General features: G+C 73.7%; 22 protein-coding genes. 10 read left to right on the top strand and 12 right to left on the bottom strand.

Features of this window, described 5'->3' with window-relative positions:
- Positions 1 to 24: 24 nt before the first annotated feature.
- The gene (locus LV78_RS38685; RefSeq protein ID WP_253851159.1) at positions 25 to 384 is read right to left on the bottom strand and encodes a DUF3499 domain-containing protein; all 360 of its coding nucleotides are present in this window, start codon (positions 382 to 384) and stop codon (positions 25 to 27) included.
- A 145-nt stretch (positions 385 to 529) separates the two neighbouring features.
- Here LV78_RS38685 and LV78_RS38680 point away from each other — a divergent pair, with 145 nt between their 5' ends.
- Entirely contained in the window at positions 530 to 982 is a 453-nt protein-coding gene (locus LV78_RS38680) for a metallopeptidase family protein (protein ID WP_015805014.1), read from the top strand.
- A gap of 622 nt (positions 983 to 1604) precedes the next feature.
- Here LV78_RS38680 and LV78_RS38675 read toward each other — a convergent pair.
- Both LV78_RS38675 and LV78_RS38670 read right to left on the bottom strand, forming a co-directional pair.
- Entirely contained in the window at positions 1605 to 5738 is a 4134-nt protein-coding gene (locus tag LV78_RS38675; RefSeq protein ID WP_253851170.1) for a glycosyltransferase, read from the bottom strand.
- Positions 5739 to 5958: 220 nt separating this feature from the next.
- Complete coding sequence (locus LV78_RS38670) at positions 5959 to 6210, bottom strand: WhiB family transcriptional regulator (RefSeq protein WP_177154679.1); 252 nt, start codon at positions 6208 to 6210, stop codon at positions 5959 to 5961.
- A gap of 314 nt (positions 6211 to 6524) precedes the next feature.
- Between LV78_RS38670 and LV78_RS38665 the strand changes: the two genes are divergently transcribed.
- Genes LV78_RS38665 through LV78_RS38650 form a run of 4 tightly spaced genes read left to right on the top strand, consistent with a single transcriptional unit; the run spans position 6525 to position 10205 of the window.
- Positions 6525 to 7274, top strand: coding sequence for a site-2 protease family protein (locus LV78_RS38665; RefSeq protein WP_253851158.1), 750 nt, complete (start codon positions 6525 to 6527; stop codon positions 7272 to 7274).
- A 24-nt stretch (positions 7275 to 7298) separates the two neighbouring features.
- On the top strand, positions 7299 to 8264 hold the full coding sequence (cofD, locus tag LV78_RS38660; protein WP_253851157.1) for a 2-phospho-L-lactate transferase: 966 nt from the start codon (positions 7299 to 7301) through the stop codon (positions 8262 to 8264).
- 52 nt (positions 8265 to 8316) lie between these two features.
- On the top strand, positions 8317 to 9657 hold the full coding sequence (locus LV78_RS38655) for a coenzyme F420-0:L-glutamate ligase (RefSeq protein ID WP_253851156.1): 1341 nt from the start codon (positions 8317 to 8319) through the stop codon (positions 9655 to 9657).
- Positions 9658 to 9659: 2 nt separating this feature from the next.
- Positions 9660 to 10205 carry an NUDIX hydrolase gene (locus tag LV78_RS38650; protein WP_372495045.1) on the top strand — a complete coding sequence of 182 codons (546 nt, stop codon included), beginning with the start codon at positions 9660 to 9662 and terminating at the stop codon, positions 10203 to 10205.
- Between the two features lie 25 nt (positions 10206 to 10230).
- Here LV78_RS38650 and LV78_RS41910 read toward each other — a convergent pair whose 3' ends face one another.
- From LV78_RS41910 to manB, 3 genes are all read right to left on the bottom strand, one after another.
- The gene (locus tag LV78_RS41910; RefSeq protein WP_253851155.1) at positions 10231 to 10491 is read right to left on the bottom strand and encodes a DUF6086 family protein; all 261 of its coding nucleotides are present in this window, start codon (positions 10489 to 10491) and stop codon (positions 10231 to 10233) included.
- 385 nt (positions 10492 to 10876) lie between these two features.
- Positions 10877 to 11794, bottom strand: a complete 918-nt coding sequence (locus LV78_RS38640) for a DNA-3-methyladenine glycosylase family protein (RefSeq protein WP_253851154.1) — start codon at positions 11792 to 11794, stop codon at positions 10877 to 10879.
- A 16-nt stretch (positions 11795 to 11810) separates the two neighbouring features.
- The gene (manB, locus tag LV78_RS38635; protein ID WP_253851153.1) at positions 11811 to 12890 is read right to left on the bottom strand and encodes a mannose-1-phosphate guanylyltransferase; all 1080 of its coding nucleotides are present in this window, start codon (positions 12888 to 12890) and stop codon (positions 11811 to 11813) included.
- Between the two features lie 221 nt (positions 12891 to 13111).
- On the opposite strand from manB, the gene LV78_RS38630 reads away from it, so the two are divergent.
- On the top strand, positions 13112 to 13435 hold the full coding sequence (locus LV78_RS38630) for a hypothetical protein (protein WP_253851152.1): 324 nt from the start codon (positions 13112 to 13114) through the stop codon (positions 13433 to 13435).
- 101 nt (positions 13436 to 13536) lie between these two features.
- On the opposite strand, the gene LV78_RS38625 is transcribed toward LV78_RS38630, so the two are convergent.
- From LV78_RS38625 to LV78_RS38615, 3 genes are all read right to left on the bottom strand, one after another.
- A complete protein-coding gene (locus LV78_RS38625; protein WP_253851151.1) occupies positions 13537 to 14394 on the bottom strand; it encodes a glycosyltransferase family 2 protein in 858 nt (285 codons plus the stop codon).
- Between the two features lie 567 nt (positions 14395 to 14961).
- Positions 14962 to 16092 carry a glycosyltransferase family 4 protein gene (locus LV78_RS38620; RefSeq protein ID WP_253851168.1) on the bottom strand — a complete coding sequence of 377 codons (1131 nt, stop codon included), beginning with the start codon at positions 16090 to 16092 and terminating at the stop codon, positions 14962 to 14964.
- A gap of 173 nt (positions 16093 to 16265) precedes the next feature.
- Entirely contained in the window at positions 16266 to 17327 is a 1062-nt protein-coding gene (locus LV78_RS38615) for a glycosyltransferase family 4 protein (protein ID WP_253851150.1), read from the bottom strand.
- A 118-nt stretch (positions 17328 to 17445) separates the two neighbouring features.
- On the opposite strand from LV78_RS38615, the gene LV78_RS38610 reads away from it, so the two are divergent.
- From LV78_RS38610 to LV78_RS38595, 4 genes are all read left to right on the top strand, one after another.
- A complete protein-coding gene (locus LV78_RS38610; RefSeq protein ID WP_253851149.1) occupies positions 17446 to 18387 on the top strand; it encodes a glycosyltransferase family 2 protein in 942 nt (313 codons plus the stop codon).
- Between the two features lie 30 nt (positions 18388 to 18417).
- Positions 18418 to 18801, top strand: a complete 384-nt coding sequence (locus LV78_RS38605; protein WP_253851148.1) for a CU044_2847 family protein — start codon at positions 18418 to 18420, stop codon at positions 18799 to 18801.
- A 138-nt stretch (positions 18802 to 18939) separates the two neighbouring features.
- Positions 18940 to 21408: a glycosyltransferase gene (locus tag LV78_RS38600; RefSeq protein ID WP_253851147.1), complete on the top strand. Its 2469-nt coding sequence runs from the start codon at positions 18940 to 18942 to the stop codon at positions 21406 to 21408.
- Complete coding sequence (locus tag LV78_RS38595; RefSeq protein WP_253851146.1) at positions 21401 to 22495, top strand: glycosyltransferase family 4 protein; 1095 nt, start codon at positions 21401 to 21403, stop codon at positions 22493 to 22495. Before LV78_RS38600 ends, LV78_RS38595 begins: the two co-directional genes overlap by 8 nt.
- On the opposite strand, the gene LV78_RS38590 is transcribed toward LV78_RS38595, so the two are convergent.
- The 3 genes from LV78_RS38590 to rfbB all read right to left on the bottom strand — a co-directional run bounded on the left by LV78_RS38590 (position 22492) and on the right by rfbB (position 24829).
- Positions 22492 to 22629, bottom strand: coding sequence for a hypothetical protein (locus LV78_RS38590; protein WP_253851145.1), 138 nt, complete (start codon positions 22627 to 22629; stop codon positions 22492 to 22494). The genes LV78_RS38595 and LV78_RS38590 overlap by 4 nt on opposite strands.
- Positions 22630 to 22904: 275 nt before the next feature.
- Complete coding sequence (gene rfbD / locus LV78_RS38585; protein ID WP_253851144.1) at positions 22905 to 23840, bottom strand: dTDP-4-dehydrorhamnose reductase; 936 nt, start codon at positions 23838 to 23840, stop codon at positions 22905 to 22907.
- Entirely contained in the window at positions 23840 to 24829 is a 990-nt protein-coding gene (rfbB, locus tag LV78_RS38580; RefSeq protein WP_253851143.1) for a dTDP-glucose 4,6-dehydratase, read from the bottom strand. The genes rfbD and rfbB overlap by 1 nt, the downstream gene beginning before the upstream one ends.
- Positions 24830 to 24940: the final 111 nt, after the last annotated feature.

Genomic DNA, 24940 nt, shown 5'->3' with positions numbered 1-24940 from the left:
GGGGCGTCGTCGCGCCGGGTCGCCTCAGTCTTCGCGGGGATCGGGCAGAACGCGCAGGTGGCCGCGCCTGATAGTGCCCATCGGCACCTCGGGCGGTTGGGGCGAACGGTCCACCCGACCGGCCTCCCGGACGGCCTCGGCGAGCGCGGTGAGGTCGTCGACGGTGGGTTCGGGGGGCGCGAACTCGCCCTGGTAGCGCACGACCTCCCAGCCGCGCGGGGCGGTGAGCCGGAGGGCGTGCTCCTCGCACAGGTCGTAGCTGTGCGGCTCCGACGAGGTCGCCAGCGGGCCCACGACCGCCGTCGAATCCGCGTAGGCGTACGTGAGCGTGGCGACTGCCGGGTTCGCGCACCCGGTTCGAGAGCACCGTCTCACGCTCCGCACGGCGGGCACGATATCGCGTCGCGGGGCGGCTGTGTTGGATTGCCCTCGGTGTTTCACCGGCGGGTGCGTTGGCGGAGCCAACTTCGCAGGTCGGGGCACTGGCCGCCGAAGGGGTGAACGGGCTGACTAGTCTTGGGGCGTGGTGATGGCTCGGGGTTCACGGCGGCAGGGTCCTCCTCGGCGGCGCAGGCGCGACCGCCACGGGCGAGGCCTGCGCGGTCCGCTGTACCCGGCGACCATGCCCGCGGCGCGCAGCAGGGCCGAGCGGTTCGACGCGGTGGTGCTGGAGGCGCTGGAGCCGATCGAGGCCCGGTGGCGCACGGAGCTGACCCAGCTGGACGTCGCGGTGGACGACGTGCCCGACGTGGCGCCGTCGACGTCCGGCGAGGACGACGACGTGGTGGAGGACGGGAACGTCCCGCTGGCGCGGCTGATGCAGCCGGGTCAGGACCGGAGGGCGCGGATCGTGCTGTACCGGCGGCCTCTGGAGGCGCGGGCGAAGGACGGGGCCGATCTGGCGGACCTGGTGCACGACGTGCTGGTGGAGCAGGTGGCGAACTACCTGGGGCTGGACCCGGACGTCATCGACGGGGAGTAGTCGGCGGCGGCGGAGGCGCGGCGGGTCTGCGACTCCTGCGGGCCTTGGTCGACCTGCTCACGGTCTGGTCGACCTGCTCACGGCCTAGTCGGCCTGCTCGATCCGCCGGTCGCGATCACTTCGGTTTCCGCGCTCCCACAACGGGAACCCGAACCCGATTCCCGAAGCGCCCACGGGGAAACCGCTCACTGCTTTCACCCGAATGCTTCACCCGACCGAGAAGTTCCGCTTGGGGAAAACCGGCAGGCAAACGCTTGCCCCGCTTCGGGTTGTCAGTCCAAGTCGGTTGGATTGATTTCGGGGGCTGCTTCTGAAGTTGATCACCGATGCGGCCGTTCGGGGGCTTTCGGGCAAACGCGAAAAACGCTCACGGCTTGCGGGGTGAAGTCGCGGGGTGAAGTGGGCGTGCGAAATCCGGGGGCGCCTGCTGAATTTCGGGCTGGGCAAGAGCTCTCCGGGAGCGGGAGACGGCGCGGAGTGCTGTTGGCTGTTCGCGGGGCGACCCGGCGCGAGGCGGGGCCAGCGGTTGGACGGGCCGGTGGAGCGAACTGGCTCCGCAGGGAGGTTCTGGGGCACCGGCAGGCAAGCGCTTCCCAGGTGGGGGTTGGCAAGCGTTTGCCTCTCATCGGCGGCGGGTGGGCAGTGCGGTGAGCAGGGTGAACAGCACCGCGGCGGCCTGGGTGAGCAGGAGGAGTTCGCGGAGCAGGGTCGGTGCCTCCAGCCGCACGTCCGACGCCTGCGCGGGCACCGGCACGGCCACCAGGTGGCCCCACGCGCGCAGCACCGGGACCGGTCTGCCGTCGACGGTCGCCCGCCAGCCCGGTTCCTCCTCGGCGGCCAGCACGAGCACCCGGCCTGCGGGGCCGTCGGACACGCGCGCGCCCGCGTCGGGCAGTTCCGCCGCCACCGGCACGACACCGGGTGCGCCCTTGGCGGTCGGCGGGTCGCCGCCGGTCCTGGCGGTTCGGGCCAGCTCCGGGGACAGCAGGACGGCGGTGCCGCCGGTGAGCAGGACCCGCAGCACCGGTCGCCCGTCCGAGAGCGGCTGGGTGGTGGTGAGCAGGTCGCCCGCCGCCACGCGCATCCGATCGGCCTCGGCGTGGTCGCGCGGCACCACGAACGACACCCCGGACGCCGCCGCCTGCGCCAGGGCGGTCCGGGTGCGCCGCTGGTCGCCGCCGGTGAGGTCGCGGGTCCAGCGCGCCAGGCGCACCGGGCTGGACGGGGTGGGCGGGGTGTCGTCGTCGCCGAAGGCCGGGAGCCTGCCCGCGACCTGCCTGGTCGGCTCGCCGAGGACCAGCACCGAGCGGCCGGTGGCGGGCAGTTCGGCGGCCAGGGTGGACGGCAGGCGCACGGGGTCGGCGCGCAGGGGGCCGTCGCGCAGCCCGAGGACCCCGGCCGGGGCCAGGACCAGCAGCAGGGCGACCAGCGCGGCGACGGGGAGCAGTCGCGGCAGTGCGCGGAGGGGGAACTTCGGCAACCGGCCTTGGGCGGTGGGCAGCACGTCCAGACGTGGCGCACCAGGCGGCACGGGTGGCGAGGACCGGTGCCGAGCATCCGTTGGGCCGGACGGCGCACCTGCGCCAGGCGCACCCGCCACCCGGTCCTGCGCACCCGGCGGCGCGGACCGGCGCAGTGGTCGCGGCGGCGGAGGCGGTGCGGGCGTTCGGCATTCGGCCGGTGCCGCGCTGGAGGTGGTGGCCGGTCGGCGCGAGGTGTGGAAAGCAGCCTGCAGGACGTGCACCAAGCCCCAGCCCGCCAAGATCAGCGGGGCGCCGGTCCAGCCCGTGTGGGCGTCACCGCCGCCCATCGGGGTGACCGGGAACGCGATCAGGGCCACCGCCGCGAACCCGGCCAGCACCACTGCTGCCAGGCCCGGCAGCATCGCGCGCGTCGGGCGGAGCAGGGCGGCGACCAGTGCGACCGGCAGCACCAGCGCGCCCGCCCACGGCAGCGCGCCCTCGCCGCCTGGGTTCAGCGCGAGCAGGCTCGTCACTGAGACGGGTGGGGTGGGTTGGTGAGCCCCGACGCCGTGCAGGAGGACCACCGGGTTCTCCACGACCACGGCGGGCCACGGGAGCAGCAGGACCACGGGGAGCAGGACCACGGCGAACAGGCCCGCCACCCGTCGCCTGCCGTCGCCGACCAGGGCGGGCACTGCCACGAAGCCGATCAGCGCGGCCAGCGCCACCAGTGCGTGGACCAGCGGCGAGAACGCGCCGAGCGCGGCCAGGCCCAGCGCGGTCCCCGAGGCGACCGGCAGCCAGGCCGGACCGGTGCCCCCGCGCAGGACCGCCGCCACACCGGCCAGCACCGGGGGTAGCAGGACGTGCACGACCACCACGTCCAGGCGACCTTGGGCTACCGCTGCGGTGGCGGCTGGTAGCAGGGCGTAGCAGGCCGCCAGGAGGGCTCTGGTCGGTCTGGGCACGGGGGCGCGCCTGGTCGCGGCGTAGGCGGCCAGGCCGGCGAGCGGGGCGTCGCCGAGCAGGAGCAGCGCGGTTGCCGCGGCCGGACCGCCCAGAACGGCCCCCGCGGCGCCCAGGACGGCCAGCGCCGCGGGTGCGGGCGCGGTGGTGCCGCCCGCGACCGGGTGCCACGGCGACAGGTAGGCGGACCACAGGTCGGACAGCGCGGGAACGGGCAGGAGGCGGCCACCGGCCAGGTCGAGGCCTAGGCGGCCGGAGTTGGCCACCAGCGCGAACAGGACCAGGGCCAGCGCCAGCAGCAGCGGCGGGCCGAGCAGGACCGAGCGCAGCACGGCCGCCCGGTCGACCTCGACGAACAGCGCGCGGGGCAACGGGGGTGGCAGCGGGGTTCCCCTGGGCACCGGGGACGGGCGGCGTGGGGTGGGGCCGGAGGGCGGGACGGGAGCACCGGTTGGGGCGGAGACGGTGGCCGGGAAGAGAGCACCGGTTGGGGTGGAGACGTCGCTCAGGGCTGGGGCACCAGTTGGGACTGGGGCAGCGCTCGGGACGGGAGCACCAGTTGGGGGCGGGGCAGCGCTTGGGGCGGGAGCACGGCTTGGGACTGAGGTGCCATCGGGAACCACGCTGCCGTCCGGAACCGGGCCACCACCAGATATGGGGACGCCATCCGGGATGGGGACGCCTTCGGAAACGGGGTCGCAGCCCGGTGCGAGGGTGCCATCGGGGATCGGGACGCCACCCGGAACAGAAGTGCCGCCCGGAAGAGAGGTGCCGCCTGGGACAGAGGTGCCGTCCGGGATGGAGGTGCTGCCTGAACTGGGGGTGCTGCCTGGACTGGGAGTGCTGTCCGGAGCGGGGAGGAGGATCGCTGCGGCGGGTTTGCGCAGGCCACCGGCGGTGCGGACCGGTCTGCGGCGGGACAGCGTGCCTGCGGGGAGTGCGTCCGGGCCCACTCGCCCGGAGAAGGCCTCGGAGGCGGGAGCGCGCCCTTGGTCCTGGACGTCAGCAGCCTGCGGACCGGCGGACGCGGGGAGCCTGCCCAGAGCGGCGTCGGCTTCGACCCTGCGGCGGACCAAGTGGGTCGCGGCGGCACGGGCGGCGTTGCGGAGGCGGGTGGTGCGGCTGGTGAGGAGGCCGGGGAGGTGGCCCCGGTGGGGGCGGGACGCTCGGGCGGCGCGCAGGGCGGCACGGCCGGTGAGCAGGTGGTGGAGGGCGGTCAGCTCGGCTCGGGCGTCCGGGAGGCGGCGGAGCAGGAGCAGGCCCGTGGCGCGCAGGACGGACAGCGCGGCCAGGCGGGGAACGGCCAGGGCGAACGCGGCGGAACCGGAGTTGATCAGCAGGACGCGCATCCCGTGCGTCCGCTCGACCACGCGCAGGGCGAACCGCGCCTTGCGGCTCGCTAACGCCGCGCCCCGCGAACCAGCACCAGCACCAGCACCAGCACCAGCACCAGCACCAGCACCAGCACCAGCACCAGCACCAGCACCAGCACCAGCACCAGCACCGACAAGGCTCGCGGATCCACCCGCGAGCGCAACCGGCCCACCCGGTTCCAGGACCCGCTCCCCGGTGGTCAGGGCCCTGGCGTGGCGCAGGCGCGCTGCGGGCACCAGCAGGACCGAGTGCCCCGCCAGGTTGGCCCGCCAGCCCAGGTCGACGTCCTCGCCGACCAGCCCGAAGGCGCGGTCGTACCCGCCCAGCCCGTTCCACGCCGAGCGCCGCACCAGCGCGCCCGCCGAACCGACCGCCAGCGCCTCCGCCGTCCGCTCGAACGCGCCCACCGGCTCGGCGCGGCCCACACCGGCCTGGCGCTGCCCCGACGCGTCGGTCGACACCCCGGCCTCGACCACCACCCTCGGGTCGGCCCAGTCCACCACCAGCGGACCGAGCACGGCCGAGGACGGCGCGACCTCGGCCGTCGCCAGCAGCGCGGCCAGGCAGCCCGGTTCGGGGGCGCTGTCGTCGTGCAGCACCCACACCCACGCGCCCGGATCGCCCCAGCGCTCCTCGGCGCGCGCCACGGCGGCGTGCACCGCCTCCCCGAAACCGGTGGCCCTGGGCAGCGTCAGGACACCGCTGACCAGCCCACCCCCGGCCTGAGCGGGAACGGTCCCTGCGGCTGGCACGGACCCAGCAGGCGCCGACGCGGCGGCCAACAACGCCGCCGTGCCGTCGCGCGAACCGGTGTCCACGGCCAGGACGTGCCTGGGTGCGGGACGCTGGGCGCGCAGCGCGGCCAGGGCCTCCCCCAGCCAGCGCTCACCGTCGTGGCACACCAGCACGGCCAGCACCGGCGCGGTGCGCGGAGCAGGGGTGCCGCAGGTCACCTCGCAGGCCCCCGTTCGTCCCGACCAGGTCTGGACGATCAACGCTAGGGCACCACAACCACCTCGGCACACCAACGGGTGACGCTGAAGCGGCACCACCGGTCACGCCGAGCACCTGACGACACCGACCCCCGACGTCAACCGCGCCGACAACCAGCCCAAATTTCACTCCTCCGGGGGACACTTCGCACCGCGAAGTCCGCCCCTCCGGGCCCCTGGATCACACCGCGCGCTTCTTGAGCTTCCTCCGCTCGCGCTCGGACAGGCCGCCCCAGATGCCGAAGCGCTCGTCGTGCGCCAGCGCGTACTCCAAGCACTCGGAGCGCACCTCGCACCCCAGGCAGATGCGCTTCGCCTCCCTGGTCGATCCACCCTTCTCGGGGAAGAACGCCTCCGGGTCGGTCTGCGCGCACAGGGCGCGCTCCTGCCAGTCCTGCTCATCTGCCGGGTCGAACGAACCGCCGATCACCACAAGCTCACGCGCCTGCCCGTCGACCCCGTCAACCCGACCCCCGTCGAATTCCTGCAACCGTCCGCCTCCTCGCCTTCCGCTCTCCCCGGTTGGCGGACACCACTCGCCGTCCCCACAACGTCGAATGACACCGATGTGATTACACCTGTGTCACAACACCCGGTCAAGCCGAGTACACAGGACGGGGGATATTCGCGCGATCGGCGGCAAAAGGCTTGACTAGCAGCACAGACGGTGATTGTCGGGCTGCTCCGTGCGATAAGCCCTGCGCGGATGGCCCACGGACTGCACGGGGGTCACGGCACACTGGACCCGTGAAGAGTTCCGCAGTGCGACCCAGCCCACTGTTCCTCGGTCTCCTAGCCGCGACGGTGGCGGGTGCAGTGCTCACCGTTCTCGATTCAGAGATGGCGGTCACCACGGGCACCGTGCTGCTCGTCCTGGGCGGCTGGGCGGTGTCGCTGTGCCTGCACGAGTTCGGCCACGCCATGGTGGCCTACAAGGGCGGTGACTTCGAGGTCAGGGACAAGGGCTACCTGACCCTCGACATCCGCCGCTACACCGACCCGGTGCTGAGCCTGGTCCTGCCGCTGCTGCTGCTCGCGTTCGGCGGCATCCCGCTGCCCGGCGGCGCGGTGTGGATCAACCACTACGCGCTGCGGTCGCGGCGGGTCGAGTCGTGGGTGTCGCTGGCGGGCCCGCTGAGCAACCTGGTGCTCGGCCTGCTGCTGGCGCTGTCCGTTGCCCTGTTCAGCCCGCCGCTGGGCCTGGCCGCCGGGCTGTCCTACCTGGCGATGCTCCAGGTGTTCGCCTTCACCCTGAACATCCTGCCCGTCCCCGGCCTGGACGGCTGGGGCGCGATCGAGCCGTGGCTGCCCCCGAACGTGCGCGCGTTCGGCGCGAAGGCCCGCCCGTGGGCCCCGCTGGTGCTGTTCGCCGTCCTGATCGGCCTGCCCGCGCTCGCCACCCCCCTCTTCGACCTCGCCCGCTGGGTGTTCGGGCTGGTCGGCGGCGACCCGCTGCTGACCTACATCGGACAGGAGACCTTCCGGTTCTGGCTCTGACCCCCGGTGGGAGGATGGCCCCCCGTGAAGGTCGTCGTGGTTGTGGGCGGGGTTGGCGGAGCGCGGTTCCTGGTGGGGCTCAAGTCCCTGCTCGGCGGTTCGGAGCACGAGATCACGGCGGTGGTGAACACCGGGGACGACGTGTGGATGCACGGTCTGCGGATAACCCCCGACCTGGACACCTGCATGTACACCCTGGGCGGCGGCATCGACGCCGAGCGCGGGTGGGGCCGGGCCGGTGAGTCGTGGGTGGTCAAGGAGGAGCTGGCCGCCTACGGGGCCGCCCCGGAGTGGTTCGGGCTCGGCGACCGGGACATCGCGACCCACCTGGTGCGCACCCGGATGCTGAACGCGGGCTACCCGCTGTCGGCCGTGGTCGAGGCGCTGTGCCACCGCTGGCAGCCGGGCGTGCGCCTGCTGCCGATGAGCGACGACCGCGTCGAGACGCACGTGGTGGTCGAGGACGACGGCGGGCGCAGGGCCATCCACTTCCAGGAGTGGTGGGTCAAGCACCGGGCGAAGCTGCCCGCGCTGTCGTTCGCGTCGGTCGGCGCGGAGAAGGCGAAGCCCGCGCCGGGCGTGCTGGAGGCGATCGCCGAGGCGGACGCGGTCGTGCTGGCCCCGTCGAACCCGGTGGTGAGCGTGGGCACGGTGCTGGCGGTGCCGGGCATCCGGGACGCGCTGCGCAAGACGTCGGCGGGCGTGGTGGGCCTGTCGCCGATCATCGGCGGCAAGCCGCTGCGCGGCATGGCGGACGCGTGTCTGTCCGCGATCGGCGTGGAGACCTCGGCCGAGGCGGTCGGGCGGCTGTACGGGTCGCGGCGGATGTCGGAGGACGGCGTGCTGGACGCGTGGCTGGTGCACAGCGGCGACCGGTGCGACGTGCCGGGCGTGGCGGTGCGGGCGGTGCCGCTGCTGATGTCGTCGCCGGAGGCGACCGCCGAGATGGCGCGGGCCGCCCTGGACCTGGCCGGAGCCGACGTTGACTGAGCGGGCGTCGACTGAGTTGAGAACAACCGGGCGCGGAACACCCACCGCGTTCGTGGAGCCCTCCGGGGCCGACCACGCGGCGGCCGGGGGCGTCACGATCCTGCCGGTTCCGGGCCTGCCCGAGTTCCGACCGGGCGACGACCTGGCCGCCGCCCTCGCGACCGCCGCGCCGTGGCTGGCCGACGGCGACGTGGTCGTGGTCACCAGCAAGGTCGTCTCGAAGGTCGAGGGCAGGCTGGTGCGGGTGCCCGACGACCCCGAGGAGCGGGACGCGGTGCGCAGGCACTGGGTCCGCGCCGAGGCGGTGTCGGTGATCGCGCGGAAGAACCGCACGCTGATCACCGAGAACAAGCTGGGCATCATCCAGGCCGCCTCCGGCGTGGACGCCTCGAACGTCGCGGGCGACGAGATCGCCCTGCTCCCCGTGGACCCGGACGCGTCGGCCGCCGCGCTGCGGGCGAGGCTGGCGGAGCTGCTGGGCGTCGCGGTGGCCGTGGTGGTCACCGACACGATGGGCCGGGCCTGGCGGGTCGGCCAGACCGACGCGGCGATCGGCGCGGCGGGCCTGGCGGTGCTGCACCGCTACGCGGGCTCGGTGGACCGGCAGGGCAACTCGCTGGTGGTGACCGAGGTCGCGGTGGCCGACGAGATCGCCGCCGCCGCCGACCTGGTGAAGGGCAAGCTGGGCGCCGTCCCGGTGGCCGTGGTGCGCGGCCTGCCGACCACCGACGACGGCTCGAAAGCACGAGACCTGGCCCGCCCGGTCGAGGACGACCTGTTCCGCATGGGCACGGCGGAGGCGATCGCGAAGGGCCGCGCCGAGGCCCTGCTCGTGCGCCGCTCGGTCCGCGCCTTCACGGACGAGCCGGTGGACCCGGACCTGCTCCGCAGGGCGGTGGGCGCGGCCCTGACCGCGCCCGCGCCGCACCACACCCGCCCGGTCCGGTTCGTGCACGTGCGGGAGCGCCGCAAGGCCCTGCTGGACGCCATGCGGGAGCGCTGGCGCGCGGACCTGCGCGCCGACGGCCTGTCCGAGGAGGCCGTGGCCAGGCGCACCGCGCGCGGCGACTTCCTGCGCGACGCCCCGGAGATCGTGCTGCCGTTCCTGATCAGGTCGGGCGCGCACGCCTACCCGGACGCGCGCAGGGCCGAGGCCGAGCGCACCATGTTCACGATCGCGGGCGGCGCGGCCGTGCAGGGCCTCCTGGTGGCGCTGGCCGCCGAGGGCGTCGGCTCGTGCTGGGTGTCGTCCACGATCTTCTGCCCGGACGTGGTCCGCGCCGCGCTGGACCTGCCGTCGTCCTGGGAGCCCCTGGGCGCGGTGGCGGTGGGCCACCCGGTGGAACCGCTGGAGGCCAGGCCGCTCGTGGAGGAAGGGTTCGTGGAGCTGTGACTGTGGACGGGCTGCGCGCGAGCGCGCTGGCGGTGCTGGGGGACTGGAAGCCGGGGACGCCGGAGCAGGAGGCGCTGCGGCAGGCCTACCTGGGCTTCCTGCTGGCCAGGCCGGACGCGTGCGCCCGCACGTGCGAACCGGGCCACCTGACCGCGTCGGCCGTGGTGCTGGACGCGAGCGGCGAGCGGGTGCTGCTGACCCTGCACCCCAGGGTCGGCCGGTGGTTGCAGCTGGGCGGGCACTGCGAGGAGACCGACGCGACCCTGCCGGACGCCGCGATGCGCGAGGCGACCGAGGAGTCCGGCATCCACGGGCTGCGGTTGGACCCGGTGCCGGTGCACCTGGACGTGCACCCGATCACCTGCTCGCTGGGCAAGCCGACCAGGCACTTCGACGTGCGGTTCGTGGTGCGCGCGCCGGAGGGTGCGGTGCCGGTGATCAGCGCCGAGTCGAAGGACCTGCGCTGGTGGCCGCTGGACGCCCTGCCGGAGGACACCGAGGACCTGCGCCCACTGATCGAGGCGACCCGGACGCGGGTGGGCAGCTAACGCGGGAGTGGGGCGAAAGCGCCGGTCAACACGGCATCCGGCGCTCCAACTCGGCCACCAACGACCACAACTCGTCGATCCCGCCCACGAGGGGAACCTGCACGTCCCGCTTGCCCTCCAGCCCGGACACCGGAGCAGACCGGTCGACCGAGACCCCGGCACGCTCGGCCAGCACGACGACCGTCGCGGTGAACCCGAGGGAGAGCGACCGAATCACGGCGTGGCCGGTGTCGCGGTAGCGGCCGACCAGCGCCGTGGCGAACGCACCGAGCGCAACCGAATCCACACAACCAGCCACCCGCGCTCGTGGGCTCACCGCTTCGCGGGCTGCGGGGCGAGCGCAGCGAGCCCGCAGCACCCCGTTCCGCGCGTCCCTCGTCTCCGTTTGGCCTGGCGAAGCCCGAGCGCAGGTGTCAAGACGCCGCCGCACCGCCCGGGCGGCCTGCCTGGTCAAACGGCGTCTTGACGCCTGTGCTTGCCTGAAAGGAGGCCAAACGGAGACGAGGGACCCCGACCACCGCAGTAGTTGTCCGTAAACCGCACCACCAGCGGAACAGCCACCGGCCGGCAGAGCCCGTCCCCCCTCGTTTTTGGAGGCCTGCCCCGCCGGCGAGGCGAGCTCTTCAGCTCTTGATCTTCAGCTCTTGCCCTTCAGCCCTTGCCCGTCACCCCTAAACCCGCCGGTAATCCCGAGGCGAGAACCGAACCCCACGCCGAGCCGCCCGAACCCCGCTGAGCAGCAAGAACACCACCGCCCGATGCCGCTGCGGCGAGTACGGCGCCAACAACCCAGCCATCCCGTCGTCATCCACAGCCCCACCGGTCAACGCGTGCCCAACCGTCTTGGCCAGGTGAAAATCCCCAAAGCTGACCGCGTCCGCGTCCCCCCAAGCCCGCTGCGCGACCTCAGCGGCAGTCCACACCCCAACCCCAGGAACCTTCCGCAGCAGCTCACGCCCCAGCACGCCCTTGATCCCGGCCGCAGCCTCCAACCGGTGCGCGACCTGCGCCGCAGCGACCAGCGTCCGCCGCCGAGCCCCGTCGACCCCGGCCGCGTGCCACTCCCAATCCGCCAACCGCAGCACCCCCCGAGGCCCGACCGGCACGTGCAACGGCACCGGCGTAGGCCCAGGCGCACGCTCGCCGAACCGCACGCACAACTGCCGGTACGAACGCTGCGCCTCGGTCCCGGTGACCTTCTGCTCCAGCACCGCAGGCAGCAACGCGTCCCACACCCGCCCCGTGGAGCACAACCGCACTCCCGGCCTGCGCCGCCTGCTCTCGGCGACCAGCGGGTGGTGCGAGACGAACCCGGAATCGTCGTCCTCCGCCCCGAGCAGCGCAGGCACCCCGTCCAGCAGCCACTCCGCGCCAGGCCCCCAGGCCCGCGCGTCGACCGCACCACCGACGAGGGCGAGCCGGACCGTCCCCACCCCACCGGGCGTCCCGGCCGCCAACCACACCGCCCCACCAACCTCCCGGTGGAACGACGGATCCCCAGGCCCCCGCCGAAGCGGTGCGAGCACCGCGCCGACGTCGACCGGGAACGGCGGTGACCAGGACCGCTCCGGGAAAGCGGCCCCGGTCACCTGACGACTCCGACCACTACACGTCGGCGGAGAAGCGGACCCCCGCCTCCGGCAGCACGACCCCCGGCCACACCCGGACCCCGTCGCGCAGCTCGCACCGCGCCCCGATCACCGCGCCGTCCCCGATCACCGCGTCAACCACGACCGCGCCCGCCTGCACGAGCGCACCCGCGCCGACCACGCTCCGCTCGACCACCGCACCCTCGCCGACGACCGCGCCCTCGAACAGCACCGCCCCGTCGAGCACCGCGCCCTCGGCGACCGTGCAGCCCGCGCCGACCGTCGTGCCGCCGCGCAGCACCGCGCCCTCGTGCACGGTCGCACCGGCCTTGATCAGCGCCTCGCCGGTCCCCTCGGTCAGGGCGGCGGACGGCGCGATCCCGCGCACCAGGTCCGTGGACCCCTGCACGAACGCCGCGGGCGTCCCCAGGTCCAGCCAGTACGAGGTGTCCACGTGCCCCTGCAACCGGGCGCCGCCCGCGAGCAGGCCGGGGAACGTCTCGCGCTCCACCGACACCGGTCGACCGGCCGGGATGGCCTCGATCACCTCGCGCTTGAAGACGTAGCAGCCCGCGTTGATCTGGTCCGTCGGCGGGTTCTCGGTCTTCTCCAGGAACGCCGTGACCCGCCCGTCCGCGTCGGTGGGCACGCAGCCGAACCGGCGCGGGTCGTCCACCTTGACCAGGTGCAGGGTCACGTCCGCCTCGGCCGTGCGGTGCGTGTTCAGCACCCCGCGCAGGTCGACGCCGGAGAGGATGTCCCCGTTGAAGATCATGACGTCGGGCTCGCGGAGCAGGTGGGCGACGTTGCGGATGGCGCCCGCCGTGTCCAGCGGCTCCTCCTCCACCACGTACTCCAGCTCCAGCCCCAGCTCCGCCCCGTCGCCGAAGTGCTCCTCGAACACCTCGGCCTTGTAGGACGTGCCCAGCACCACGTGCTTGATGCCGACCTCGCGGATGCGCGACAGCAAGTGGGTGAGGAAGGGCACCCCCGCGGTCGGCAGCATGGGCTTGGGGGCGGACAGGGTCAGGGGGCGCAGGCGGGTCCCCTTGCCCCCGACCAGAACCACCGCCTCGGCGCCTTGCAGCTCCGACATGCCGTTTTTCCTCCTCCGCTTACTTCCGCTCGTGCTTGCGAATACTCTGGCAGAAACGCCCCGCTGACAGGGCCGGTGGTTCCGGGTCGGTGGAGCGTCACAGATCGCAGCGCCGGCGACCCCGCCGGCCCGACGGACAAGCTGGAGTGAGCCGGATGGATCCCCGCGCTAGGGCTGATGCCGTGCTCGCCCGTGCCCGTGCACGCGGCGGTGTCCACATCGTGACGCCGAACAACATGACCTCGCCGATGGACTCGTCGTCGACCCAGCAGATCCCGCGCAGCGTCGTGGAGGCCGCCGAGCCCAAGGGGCCGGACCCGGACTCCACGATGATCCTGACCACGAGGATCGCGAACGGGCTGCAGGATGTCCCGCCTCCGCCGCCCGCCGCGAAGCTGCCTCCGCCTGAGCCCGAGGAGCGGGTCGCGCCTGGGCCGGTGCCGACGGTGCAGCAGGTGGCCAGCAGGCCGTCGCTGTCCCAGCGGCTGTCCGGTGGGCAGGGGCAGCAGGGCGGGTTGGCGGGGCGGTTGAACGGCGAGGGGTGAGCTGGTCGTCGCCCGGTCTTGATCGGGTGACAGCCCGACCGCGCGTGACGGTGGTCACGGGTGCGGCCGGGCGTGTCTTGGTTGTCCGATTGTCCCGGTGGTCAGGCCCGGCGGGTGAGCAGCTTGAGGCGCAGGCCTAGACCGAGGCGGACCGCCAGCAGGACCGGAGCCCAGGCGATGCCCCGGTGGCGGTCGGAGAGGTAGCGGTAGGCGCTGCTGTGGTGGGCGGCGAGCATCCGGGCGGAGGCCTTCTTGGTGGACGCGCCGCCGATGTGCACGACCTCCGCGGTCGGGACGTAGACGTTCAGCCAGCCCGCCTTGGCGATGCGGTCGCCGAGGTCGACGTCCTCGAAGTACATGAAGTAGCGGGCGTCGAAGCCGTCGACCGAGTCGAACGCCTCGCGGCGCAGGAGCAGGCACGAGCCGGAGAGCCAGCCCGCGGTGCGCTCGGTGATGCCGGTGCGCTCCTGGCGGTACTCGCGGGTCCAGGGGTTCGACGGCCAGACCTTCGCGAACAGCGCGTGCCCGACACCCCGGCCGAGCGAGGGCAGGAGTCGGGCGGAGGGGTAGACCTCGCCGTCGGGTTCGCGGACGAGCGGGCCGAACGCGCCGCCCCTCGGCCAGCGGGTGGCTGCGTCGAGGAGCTGGTCGAGGCTGCCCGCGCCCCATTCGAGGTCGGGGTTGGCGATCACGATCCAGCCGATCGAGTCGTCGAGCGCGGCTACCCCTCGGTTGGCGCCGCCGCCGTAGCCGAGGTTGCCGCCGGTGGGCACGAACTCGACGTCGTCGCGTGCGGCGGCTGCCTGTTCGGGGACGCCGTCGGTGGAGCCGTTGTCCGCGAGCACGACCCGGACGGGCCGGGTGGTCGCCCCGGCGAGGGTGTCCAGGAAGCGGTCGAGCGTGTCACCTGGCGAGTAGGTGACGGTCACCACCGCCAGGTCGTCTCCGTAGCGCGTCACGCGGCACACCCTAGTGGGGTGGGTGGGCCGGTTGGCGGGGGTGGGGGTGTGGTGGCGGTGGGTGTTCGCGGTGGTGGCGGTGGGTGGTTTTTGGGGGTGGGGGTGGGGGGTGAAGGGACAAGGGCGAAGAGCTTAAAAGCTCGCCTCGCCGGCGGGGCAGGCCTCCAAAAACGAGGGGGGACGGGCTCTGCCGGCCGGTGGCTGTTCCGCTGTTGGTGCGGTTTACGGACAACTACTGCGGTGGTTGGGGTCCCTCGTCTCCGTTTGGCCTCCTTTCAGGCAAGCACAGGCGTCAAGACGCCGTTTGACCAGGCAGTCTGCCGTGGCGGTGCGGCGGCGTCTTGACACCTGCGCTCGGGCTTCGCCAGGCCAAACGGAGACGAGGGACGCGCGGAACGGGGTGCTGCGGGCTCGCTGCGCTCGCCCCGCAGCCCGCGAAGCGGGTTGGCCTGTGGGGTGGGAGTGCGGTCGGCTGGCAGTTCGGTGGTGGGCTGACCCGCCGGTGAGCGCTGTGGGCGGTCACCGGCGGGGTAGGTCACCGGCGGGGTGGGGCACCAAGTGGGTTGGTCAGCGCTTGGACTGGTGGGCGTGTGCGGCTCGGGCGTACGCGAGGCGGTGGCGGGCCGCTGAGGTTTCCCAGGAGAAGTCCTTTGCCCGGACCAGGGCCGCTGTTGCCAGGGCGTGCCTGCGGGACGGGTTGTCCAGGAGTTCCGTCAGGGCCGCTGCGATGTCGCCCGCGCCCACGCCGCAGTACGCGACCGCGTCGCCGCCCACCTCGGGCAGGCTGAGGCGTCGTGTGGTCAGCACCGGGGCGCCGCAGGCCATCGCCTCCAGGACCGGTAGGCCGAAGCCCTCGCCCAGGGACGGGTAGGCGACAAGTTCCGCGCCGCCGAGGAAACCGGCGAGGTCGTCGAACGGGAGGTAGCCGGCGCGGATGACCCTGATGCGGTGCGGGACCGAGTCCAGGGCGCGTTCGACCTGGCCGTCCCAGCCCGGTTGACCGGCCAGGACCAGGGCGGGTGGGTTGGGGCGGTTGTGGCAGGCCCTCGCGAAGCCCCGGATGAGGGCTGGGACGTTCTTGCGCGGTTCCAGGGCGCCCAGGAAGGCCACGTACGGGGTTGAGCCCAGGCCCAGGGTGGCGCGCACGGACGCGATCTGCTCCTGGGTTGGCGGGTGGAAGCGGTCGGTGTCCACGCCGTGCTGCGCGATGTGCAGCGCGGTGCGGTCGGCGCCTGCGACGCGGGCCAGCTCGTCGGCGGTGGCGTGGCTGGGCACGACGCACAGGGACGCCCTGCGCAGGGACGCCCGCGTCCAGGACCGGAAGAACCGGGCCTTGACCGAGGAGTGCAGGGCCGGGTCGGTGAAGAACGTGGCGTCGTGCAGGGTGACCACGGACGCGGCGCGGCTGGCCAGGGGCAGGGTGTAGTGCGGTGAGTGCACGACGTCCACGCCCAGCCGGGCGACCAGCCTCGGCAGCGAGGCCTGCTCCCAGGTGAGCCGGGCGGTCCGGGTGGCCACGGCCTCGGCCGCCGCGATCACGCGGGAGGTCGGGGCCAGGCGGCGGTAGTGGGACGCGTCGCGCGGCTGGCACACCACGCTGACGCCTGCGCCGTCCGCGTCGAGGGCGGCCACCAGCGAGTCCACGTACCTCCCGACCCCGCCCCGATCCGCGGGGACGGCAGTGGCGTCGATCAGCACGCTGGGTTCGACGGGTGGCACGCCGTGAAGGGTACGACCAGTGTTCACAGCGTCGTGGGCGAATGCCCCGAACGATTCGACAACGCTCGCCTGGCGAATGTCGCGGGAATGTGTTTCCGCTGGTGGGAGCGCGCGTGGGAAAGCGCTGCCCCGGAACGGGTGCTCTTCCCCGCTCATGGCAGGTCGCGTTCGGCGGAACGGGTGGCGGACTGCGCGAGGTGCAGCTCCCAGACCGCTCGGGCGGCCCGCTCCCAGGTGAAGACCTCGGCCCTGCGGCGGCCCGCCTCGGCGAGCTCGGCGGCTCGGGCCGGGTCGGTCAGCACCGAGCGGAGCGCGGTCTCCAGCGACCTCGGGTCGCCCCGCTCGGCCACCACCCCGGCTCCCCCCGCGACCTCGACCAGCGCGGGCGCGTCCGAGTGCACGACGGGGACGCCCTCGGACATGGCCTCCACGACCGGCAGGCCGAAGCCCTCGGCCAGGCTCGGGGCGGCCAGGGCGGTGGCGCGGCGCAGGACGTGGGCCAGCTCCGCGTCCGGGAGCTTGCCGAGCAGGCGCACGTGCGGGGCGGTCAGGTCGACCTCGCCCCAGCCCCGCTGGCCCACCACGAGCAGCGGGACGCCCAGCGCCGCCGTGGCGGTCACCAGGTCGGCGAAGCCCTTGCGGGGCTCGACGGTCCCGATCGCGAGGACGTAGCGGTCGGGGACGTCCACCGGGGACGACCCGCCGAGCGGGGTCACCCCGTTGGGGACCACGACCGGGGGCGCGGCGCAGGGGACCCTGGTCAGCAGGTCGTTGGCCACGGCCCGGGTGGGCACGACGAGGGGGGTGGGGCGGGCTGCCGCGCGGGCGATCACCCGCCGGTGCCAGGTGACGCCGCGCGGGGTGAGGGTCTCCGGGTGGGTCCAGGGGACGGTGTCGTGGACGGTCGTCACGACCCGGCCGCGCGGCGGGGCCAGCGGGGTCGGGGCGTGCACCGCGTCCCCGCCCGGCCAGTACGGCACGCCCCGCTCCCAGGCGGCGATCAGCGCCCTGCGGGGGATCGGGAGCACCCTGGGCGCCCCCACGCCGGGTATCTCCGCGGCGGAGGGGTCGGGGGTCCTGCTGACGGCGGTGGTCACGGTCCAGCCGGGCGGGGCGGTCGCGGCCAGGGCCGCGGTGAGTTCTCGGGTGTAGCGGCCGGTGCCGCCGGGGACCGGGGCCAGCAGCTGCTCGGCGAGCACAACCAGGTTCGGCACGGCGGGTACGTTCTCACGGGCGGTGTCAGCGGGCCGTGGGGGTTCGCGCGTTCGTGGCGGAGATCGGGAGCCGACGGCTCGCCGAGGCCCCTGCACCACCCGCGTACCGTCTCCGGCCGTGTCGAACCCGAGCGCGCCGCCCAGCCCGAGCACGACGGTGGTCGTGGTGACCTGGCGGGGGCGCGAGCACGTCACCGACTGCCTCGACGCGCTCTCCGCGCAGCGGCGGGCGCACCGGCTGCTGGTCGTGGACAACGCCTCCGACGACGGCACCGCCGAGCTGCTCGCCGCGCACCCGAGCCGTCCCGAGGTGGTGCGGCTGCCCCGCAACGCCGGGTACGCGGGCGCGCTCGCCGCCGTGCTGCCGCGCGTGGGCACCGAGTTCGTGGCCTGGCTCAACGACGACGCCGCGCCGGAGCCGACCTGGTTGGCCGCGCTGGAGGACGAGCTGCGGCGCGACCGGGGGGCCGCCGCCGCCACCTCGTCCATGCTGCTGCCTGACGGGTCCACCCAGTCGGTCGGGGTGCGGATCACCGCCGACGGGCACGGGGCGGACCTGGTGCTCGCCGGGCGGGACGTGTTCGGGTTCTGCGGCGGGGCCGCGCTGGTGCGGACCGCCGAGCTGGTGGGCGCGGGCGGGGTGCCCGGCTCGTTCTTCTGCTACTACGAGGACACCGACACCTCGTGGCGGCTCCGGTTGTCCGGTCACCGGATCGTGTCGGTGGGTCCGGCGCGGGTCCGGCACCGGCACGGGGCGAGCAGCGAGCCGGGATCGCCGCTGTTCCACCGGTGGAACGAGCGGAACCGGCTGCTCATGCTGCTGCGCTGCGCGCCCGCCGGGGTGGCGCTGCGCGAGCTGGGCCGGTTCGCCGCGATCACCGCGCTGCTGCCGGTGCGCGGAGGACGACCCGAAGGAGCGAACTTCCGGGTGGGGCTGCGACTGCGCGTGATCGGCGAGGTGCTGCTGCGGCTGCCGTCCGCACTCGTGCAGCGCGCCGCGATCGGTCGGCGTGCCAAGGTGTCCAGGGCGGTCGTCTGGCGGGAGTGGGCCGGGCGCTGACCGCACCGCGCCGACAGCACGGGAGGGCCTGTGACCGAGTACGTCGAGGTGCGCACCGAGGACGGCGACTTAGTGCCGTTCGAGATCGACGAGGAGCACGACGGGCCGGTCCGGGTCGGCAGGCGGTGGGACCGGACCAAGGAGCTGGCCGAGGACACCCTGGAGGGCGGCATCGAGCTGGCCAGGTCCGTCGCCGGGACGGTCGCCCAGCGGATCGGGTCGCTGCGCTCCCCCGCGCCCGACCGGGTCGCCGTCGAGATCGGGCTGAAGGTGGGGGCCTCCGGGCTGTTCGCGATCGCCCGCTCCACCGCCGAGGCCCACGTCAAGATCACGGTCGAGTGGCAGCGGGAGAGCCTGGCCACCGTGGAGGCCGAGCGCGACGAGGACGACGAAGAGCCTGGTGACGGTGACTGAGGGCGAGCGCGGACGGCGCGCGGGCGGCGGTCGCGGCGGGTCCCGGTTGAACTCGTCGGAGGCATAAACCACCGTGACCGCCCGCTGCGGAGCGTGATGAGGCAGGCTTAGCGCGTGGAGCGAGGGAGTCTGCCTGTCGTGACGGTCGTCGTGGTGAACTACCGCGGCGCCGAGGACACCACCACGTGCCTGCGGGCGCTGTTCACCGACGTCGACTACCCGCCCGACCTGCTCCAGGTCGTCTGCGTGGACAACGCCTCCGGTGACGGCAGCGCCGAGCTCATCCGCACGTCCGTGCCCAGGGCCGAGGTCGTGGAGGCCCCGGAGAACCTGGGCTTCGCGGGCGGCTGCAACCTGGGCGCCAAGCGCGCCAAGGGCTCCGTGCTGGCGTTCCTGAACAACGACGCGCGCCCCGACGCGGGCTGGCTGCGCGAGGCCGTCCGGGTGCTGCGCGAGGACCCGGCCGTCGGCGCGGTGGCCAGCAAGGTGCTGGACTGGGACGGCAAGGTGGTCGACTTCGTCGACGCCGGGCTGACCTGGTTCGGCATGGGCTACAAGCGGCACGCGGGCGAGGTCGACGACGGCAGCCACGACGCGCCGCGCGACGTGCTGTTCGCGACCGGCTCCGCGATGGTCGTGCGCACCGAGCTGTTCGCGCGGCTGCGCGGCTTCGACGAGCGGTTCTTCATGTTCTACGAGGACGTCGACTTCGGCTGGCGGCTGAACCTGCGCGGCTGGCGGGTGCGGTACGAGCCCAAGTCGCTGACCTTCCACAAGCACCACGCGTCGATGAAGTCCGTGGACACCAGCCGCGAGCTGTTCCTGCTGGAGCGCAACGCGCTGGCCGCGCTGTACAAGAACCTGTCGGACGACGTGCTCGCCAAGGTGCTGCCCGCCGCGCTCGCGCTGGTGGTGCGCAGGGCGACCGCGCGCGGGGACATCGACCCGACCCAGCTGGAGATCACCCGCCGCCCCGCCGACCCGGCGGACGACGCGGCCCCGGTGCCGATCGCGCGGCAGGCGCTGGCCGGGTTCCTGGCGATCGACCAGTTCGTGGAGCTGCTGCCCTCGCTGGCCGAGTCCCGCAAGGCCGAGCAGGCCGCGCGCAGGCGCACCGACGCCGACCTGCTGCCGCTGATGCGCAAGGCCATGGAGCCCGCGTACCCGCTGCCGCGCTACCTGGCCGCGCACGAGGTCCTGGTCGACGTGTTCGGCCTGGAGGGCGTGTTCGGCCGCCCCCGCCGGGTGCTGGTGCTCACCGGCGACGCGATCTCGCCGAAGATGGCGGGCCCGGCGATCCGGGCGTGGAACATGGCCGACGTGCTGGTGGCCGAGCACGACGTGCGGCTGGTGACGGTGAACCCGCTGTGCGCGCCGCCGGACGCGCCGTTCCCGGTGCTGCGGGCGCGGCAGAAGGAGCTGGGCGAGCACGTCGACTGGGCCGACGTCGTGGTGCTGCAGGGCCACGCGCTGGAGTACCTGCCGCAGGTGAAGGAGCGCTCCTCCACCAAGGTCGTCGTGTGCGACATGTACGACCCGATGCACCTGGAGCTGCTGGAGCAGGGCAAGGACGGCACCGACGAGCAGCGCGCGCTGGACCTCGTGGGCGTCACGCGGGTGCTCAACACCCAGCTGGCGCGCGGTGACTTCTTCCTGTGCGCGTCCGAGCGGCAGCGGCACTTCTGGCTGGGTCACCTGGCCGCGCTGGGCAGGCTGACGCCGTCGCTGTACGACACCGACCCGACCGTGCGCTCGCTGCTGGCCGTGGCCCCGTTCGGGCTGTCCGCGAAGCCGCCGACGCGCACCGGTCCCGGCCTGCGCGACGTGCTGGGCATCGGCGTCGACGACAAGGTCGTGCTGTGGGCCGGTGGCGTCTACAGCTGGTTCGACCCGCTCACGCTGGTGAGCGCGGTGGACGAGCTGCGCGAGCGGCGGCCGGACGTGCGGCTGGTGTTCCTGGGGATGAAGCACCCCAACCCCGAGGTGCCCGACATGGACGTCGCCGGGCAGACGCGGGCGCTCTCCGGTCGGCTCGGGCTGACCAACGAGCACGTGTTCTTCAACGAGAGCTGGGTCGCCTACCAGGACAGGCAGAACTGGCTGCTGGACGCGGACTGCGGCGTCACCACGCACTACGAGCACGTGGAGACGACGTTCGCGTTCCGCACGCGGGTGCTGGACTACCTGTGGGCCGGGCTGCCGATCGTGACCACCGACGGCGACTCGTTCGCCGACCTGGTCGAGCGCGAGGGCCTGGGCGTCGTGGTGCCGTCGGAGGACCCGGTGGCGCTGGCGGCGGCGCTGGAGAAGGCCATGTACGACGAGGAGTTCGCGGCGGCGTGCGCGGAGCGGATCGCCGTGGTGCGGGAGCGGTTCACCTGGGAGGTGGCGCTCGCGCCGCTGGTGGAGTTCTGCCGCAACCCCAGGCCGTCGGCGGACCGGCTGCCCGGCTCGTCGCCGATGGTGCGCAACAAGCCGCTGGGCACGCGGGAGAAGGTGGAGCGGGACATCAAGCTGGTGCGCGAGTACCTGGACGCGGGCGGCCCGAGCGAGCTGGCCAAGCGGGCCACCGGCCGGGTGCTCAAGAAGCTGCGCGGCCGTGGCTAGGCGCCCGCTGACGGTCCTGCTGGACGGGACCCCGCTGCTCGGGCAGCGCACCGGGATCGGCCGCTACACCGCGGCGCTGGCCGAGGAGCTGGCGTCGATGGTGGACGAGGTGGACGTGCGGGCGGTGGCGTTCACGCTGCGCGGGTGGCGGGCGCTGCGGACGGTGCTGCCGCACGACGTGGTGGCGCGCGGGCTGCCGGTGTCGGCGCGGCTGCTGCGGCAGTTCTGGCTGCGCGCGCCGTTCCCGCCGGTGGAGGTGCTCGCGGGGCTGGCGGACGTCATGCACGCGACGAACTTCGTGCTGCCGCCGTCGGTGCGGGCCGGTGGTGTGGTGACGATCCACGACCTGGCGATGCTGGACCACCCCGGCGACCTGCCGCCGTCGGACGCGCGGCTGCCGGAGCTGGTGCGGCAGTCGGCCGCGCGGGCGGCGGTGGTGTGCACGCCGACGCGCGCGGTCGCGGACCAGGTGGTGGAGCGGCTGGGCGTGCCGGAGGACCGGATCGTGGTGACGCCGCTGGGCGTGGACCCGGCGTGGTTCGCGGCTCGGCCGCCGTCCGACCCGGTGCGGGCGCGGCTGCGGCTGCCGCTGGAGTACCTGCTGTTCGTGGGCGCGGGCGGGCCGCGCAAGGGGCTGGACCGGCTGATCGCGGCGCACGCCGCGCGTCCGGAGCTGCCGCCGCTGGTGCTGGCCGGGCCGGGCGAGTCCGGGGTGGACGGCCGGGTCGTGCGGACCGGGTACCTGACCGAGATCGACCTGCGGCGCGTGGTGGCGGGCGCCTCGGCGCTGGTGCTGCCCTCGCGGGACGAGGGGTTCGGGCTGCCGGTGCTGGAGGCGTTGGCGTGCAACGTCCCCGTGGTGTGCTCGGACGTGCCCGCGCTGCGCGAGGTGGCGGGCGGGCACGCGGTGCACGTGCCGGTGGGCGACGTGGAGGCGCTGGGCCAGGCGCTGGTGGAGACCGTGGAAACCCCGCCGAGCCCGGCCGCTCAGGCGGCCAGGCGGGCGCACGCCTCCGAGTTCACCTGGCGGCGCACCGCGGAACTCACCGTGAAGGCTTACGAAAAAGCGGCTAGGCGTCGTCGTTAAGGCTTTTTCTTGGGAAAGAGGTCTTCCTCGGAAACCTGCCGCGATCCGCTGATCACGACCGCCCTGCGCAGGAAGCGCTGGCGCTCTTCCTGCTGCTGGGCCGTGGTGTTCTGGGTGCGCCCACGTTCGGACATGGCGGAAAGGCTGCACCAGCACGGGGCCGCCGAACCAGACCAGTCGGGAATTCCCACCCCTTTGGCGCAGCGCTCGCCACTGAAGTGGTGGACGGTCTACTGCGCGCAATCCGCTGTGGTGCGGAAAAGGGCCCCGTTTTTGCGGAAAAGTCCGGCTGGAGCGGGGCTTCCCGGTCGAGCCGGGCGGTTCGGACTCCCACCCGTGTGCGCGCCGGGACCACCCGAGTGGTGACGGGGTGGTCCCGGAGCGATCGGGACCACCCCGCCACGAGCCACTACCCCGCGACGCCGTCGCGCACCGCGACGGTCAGCGCCTCGCGCCACGGCCGCAGCGGCGTCAGCCCGGCCGACTCCCACGCCTTCGGCGAGAGCACCGAGTACGCGGGCCTCGGCGCGGGCCGGGGGAAGTCCTCGGTGCCGCAGGGCCGCACCCGCTCCGGGTCGAGCCCCAGCTCCTCGAACACCGCCCGCGCGAAGCCGAACCAGGTCGTCTCGCCGCCGCCGGTGGCGTGCAGCACCCGCTGCGCGGGCGCGGAGGGGCCGGTGGTCGCGGCGGCCAGCTCGACCAGCCCGGCCGCCAGGTCGGCGGACCAGGTGGGTGAGCCGCGCTGGTCGTCCACGACGGACAGCGACTCGCGCTGCCCGGCCAGCTTCGCCATCGTCTTCACGAAGTTCGACCCGCCCGCGCCGTAGACCCACGCGGTGCGCACCACCCAGGACCGCTCCCAGGCGGCCAGGACGCGCTGCTCGCCCGCGAGCTTGGTGCGCCCGTAGGCCGAGCGCGGCCCGGTGGCGTCGTCCGGCTCGTAGGGCGCGGTGGCGTCGCCGGGGAAGACGTAGTCGGTGGAGACGTGCAGCAGCGGCACGCCGTGCTCGCGGCAGGACAGCGCGAGCAGCTCCGGGCCGAGCGCGTTGACCGCGAGCGCGCGGTCCTCGTCGGTCTCGGCGTCGTCCACGGCCGTGTAAGCGGCGGCGTTGACCACGACCGGGGCGAGGCCCTCGGCACGCGCCCACGCGGAGAACTCCGACACCCGGTCCGCGACGGCCGCCGCGTCGGTGATGTCCAGCTCTGCCGACGACAGCGCGCGCACGTGGCCGCCGATGGCGAGCAGGTCCTGCCCGAGCTGGCCGCGCCCGCCGGGAACCAGCAGCGCGACGCCGCCGGTCAGCAGGTCGCCGGTCAGCGGGCCGCCCGTCGGCGGGCCGCCCATCAGCGGGCCAGGGAGGCGCGCTGCTTGAGCGGCTCCCACCAGTCGCGGTTGTCCCGGTACCAGGCCACGGTGCTCGCCAGGCCCTCGGCGAAGTCGACCCTCGGCGAGTAGCCGAGCTCCTGGTTGATCTTGGTGATGTCGACCGAGTAGCGCCGGTCGTGGCCCTTGCGGTCGGTGACCGGCTCGACCGACTCCCAGTCGCGACCGGTGGCCTCCAGCAGCTTCTCGGTCAGCTCGCGGTTGGTCAGCTCGGTGCCGCCGCCGATGTTGTAGATCTCGCCGCCGCGCCCGCCCTCGAGCACCAGCTGGATGCCCCGGCAGTGGTCGTCGACGTGCAGCCAGTCGCGCACGTTCAGCCCGTCGCCGTACAGGGGCACCTTCTTGCCGTCCACCAGGTTGGTGACGAACAGCGGGATGACCTTTTCCGGGAATTGATACGGACCGTAGTTGTTCGAACACCGGGTGACGCAGACCGGCAATCCGTGCGTCCGGTGGAAGGCGCGCGCGAGGAGGTCCGAGGACGCCTTCGACGCGGAGTAGGGGGAGTTGGGCTCCAGCACGTGGTCCTCGGTCCACGAGCCCTGCTCGATCGACCCGTAGACCTCGTCGGTCGACACGTGGACGAACCGCGAGACCTCGGCCTCCAGCGCCGCCTGGAGCATCGTCTGGGTGCCGAGGACGTTCGTGAGCACGAAGTCGGCGGACCCCGAGATCGACCGGTCGACGTGCGACTCGGCGGCGAAGTGCACGACCGCGTCCGCGCCCTTGACCAGTTCGGTCACCAGGTCGCGGTCGCAGATGTCGCCCTGCACGAAGCGCAGCCGGGGGCTGTCCGCGACGGGCGCGAGGTTGGCCTCGTTGCCCGCGTAGGTCAGCTTGTCCAGCACCACGACCTCGGCGTCGGCGTAGGCCGGGTAGGCGCCGCCCACCAGTTCCCGCACGTAGTGCGAGCCGATGAAACCGGCACCGCCTGTAACCAGCACCCGCATGGTTGTCCTCTCCAGTCCGAACCCAGTCCGACTCCTGCGAAGTGTGTCACCGTCTTAACCGTGCAACCCACCGGGTTGTTACCCCGTATCCCGTATAAGGGGTGAAGTCGG

This window comes from Actinosynnema pretiosum (assembly GCF_024171695.1).
GTDB classification, from domain to species: Bacteria; Actinomycetota; Actinomycetes; order Mycobacteriales; family Pseudonocardiaceae; genus Actinosynnema; species Actinosynnema pretiosum.
This window is presented reverse-complemented; position numbering and strand designations above follow the sequence as displayed.

Bases quoted from the DNA above. Each gene is read 5' to 3' on its own strand.
- LV78_RS38680 (WP_015805014.1), top strand. From the start codon at position 530: ATGGCTCGGGGTTCACGGCGGCAGGGTCCTCCTCGGCGGCGCAGGCGC.
- manB (WP_253851153.1), bottom strand. From the start codon at position 12,890: ATGTCGGAGCTGCAAGGCGCCGAGGCGGTGGTTCTGGTCGGGGGCAAG.
- LV78_RS38590 (WP_253851145.1), bottom strand. From the start codon at position 22,629: ATGTCCGAACGTGGGCGCACCCAGAACACCACGGCCCAGCAGCAGGAA.
- rfbD (WP_253851144.1), bottom strand. From the start codon at position 23,840: ATGGGCGGCCCGCCGACGGGCGGCCCGCTGACCGGCGACCTGCTGACC.
- rfbB (WP_253851143.1), bottom strand. From the start codon at position 24,829: ATGCGGGTGCTGGTTACAGGCGGTGCCGGTTTCATCGGCTCGCACTAC.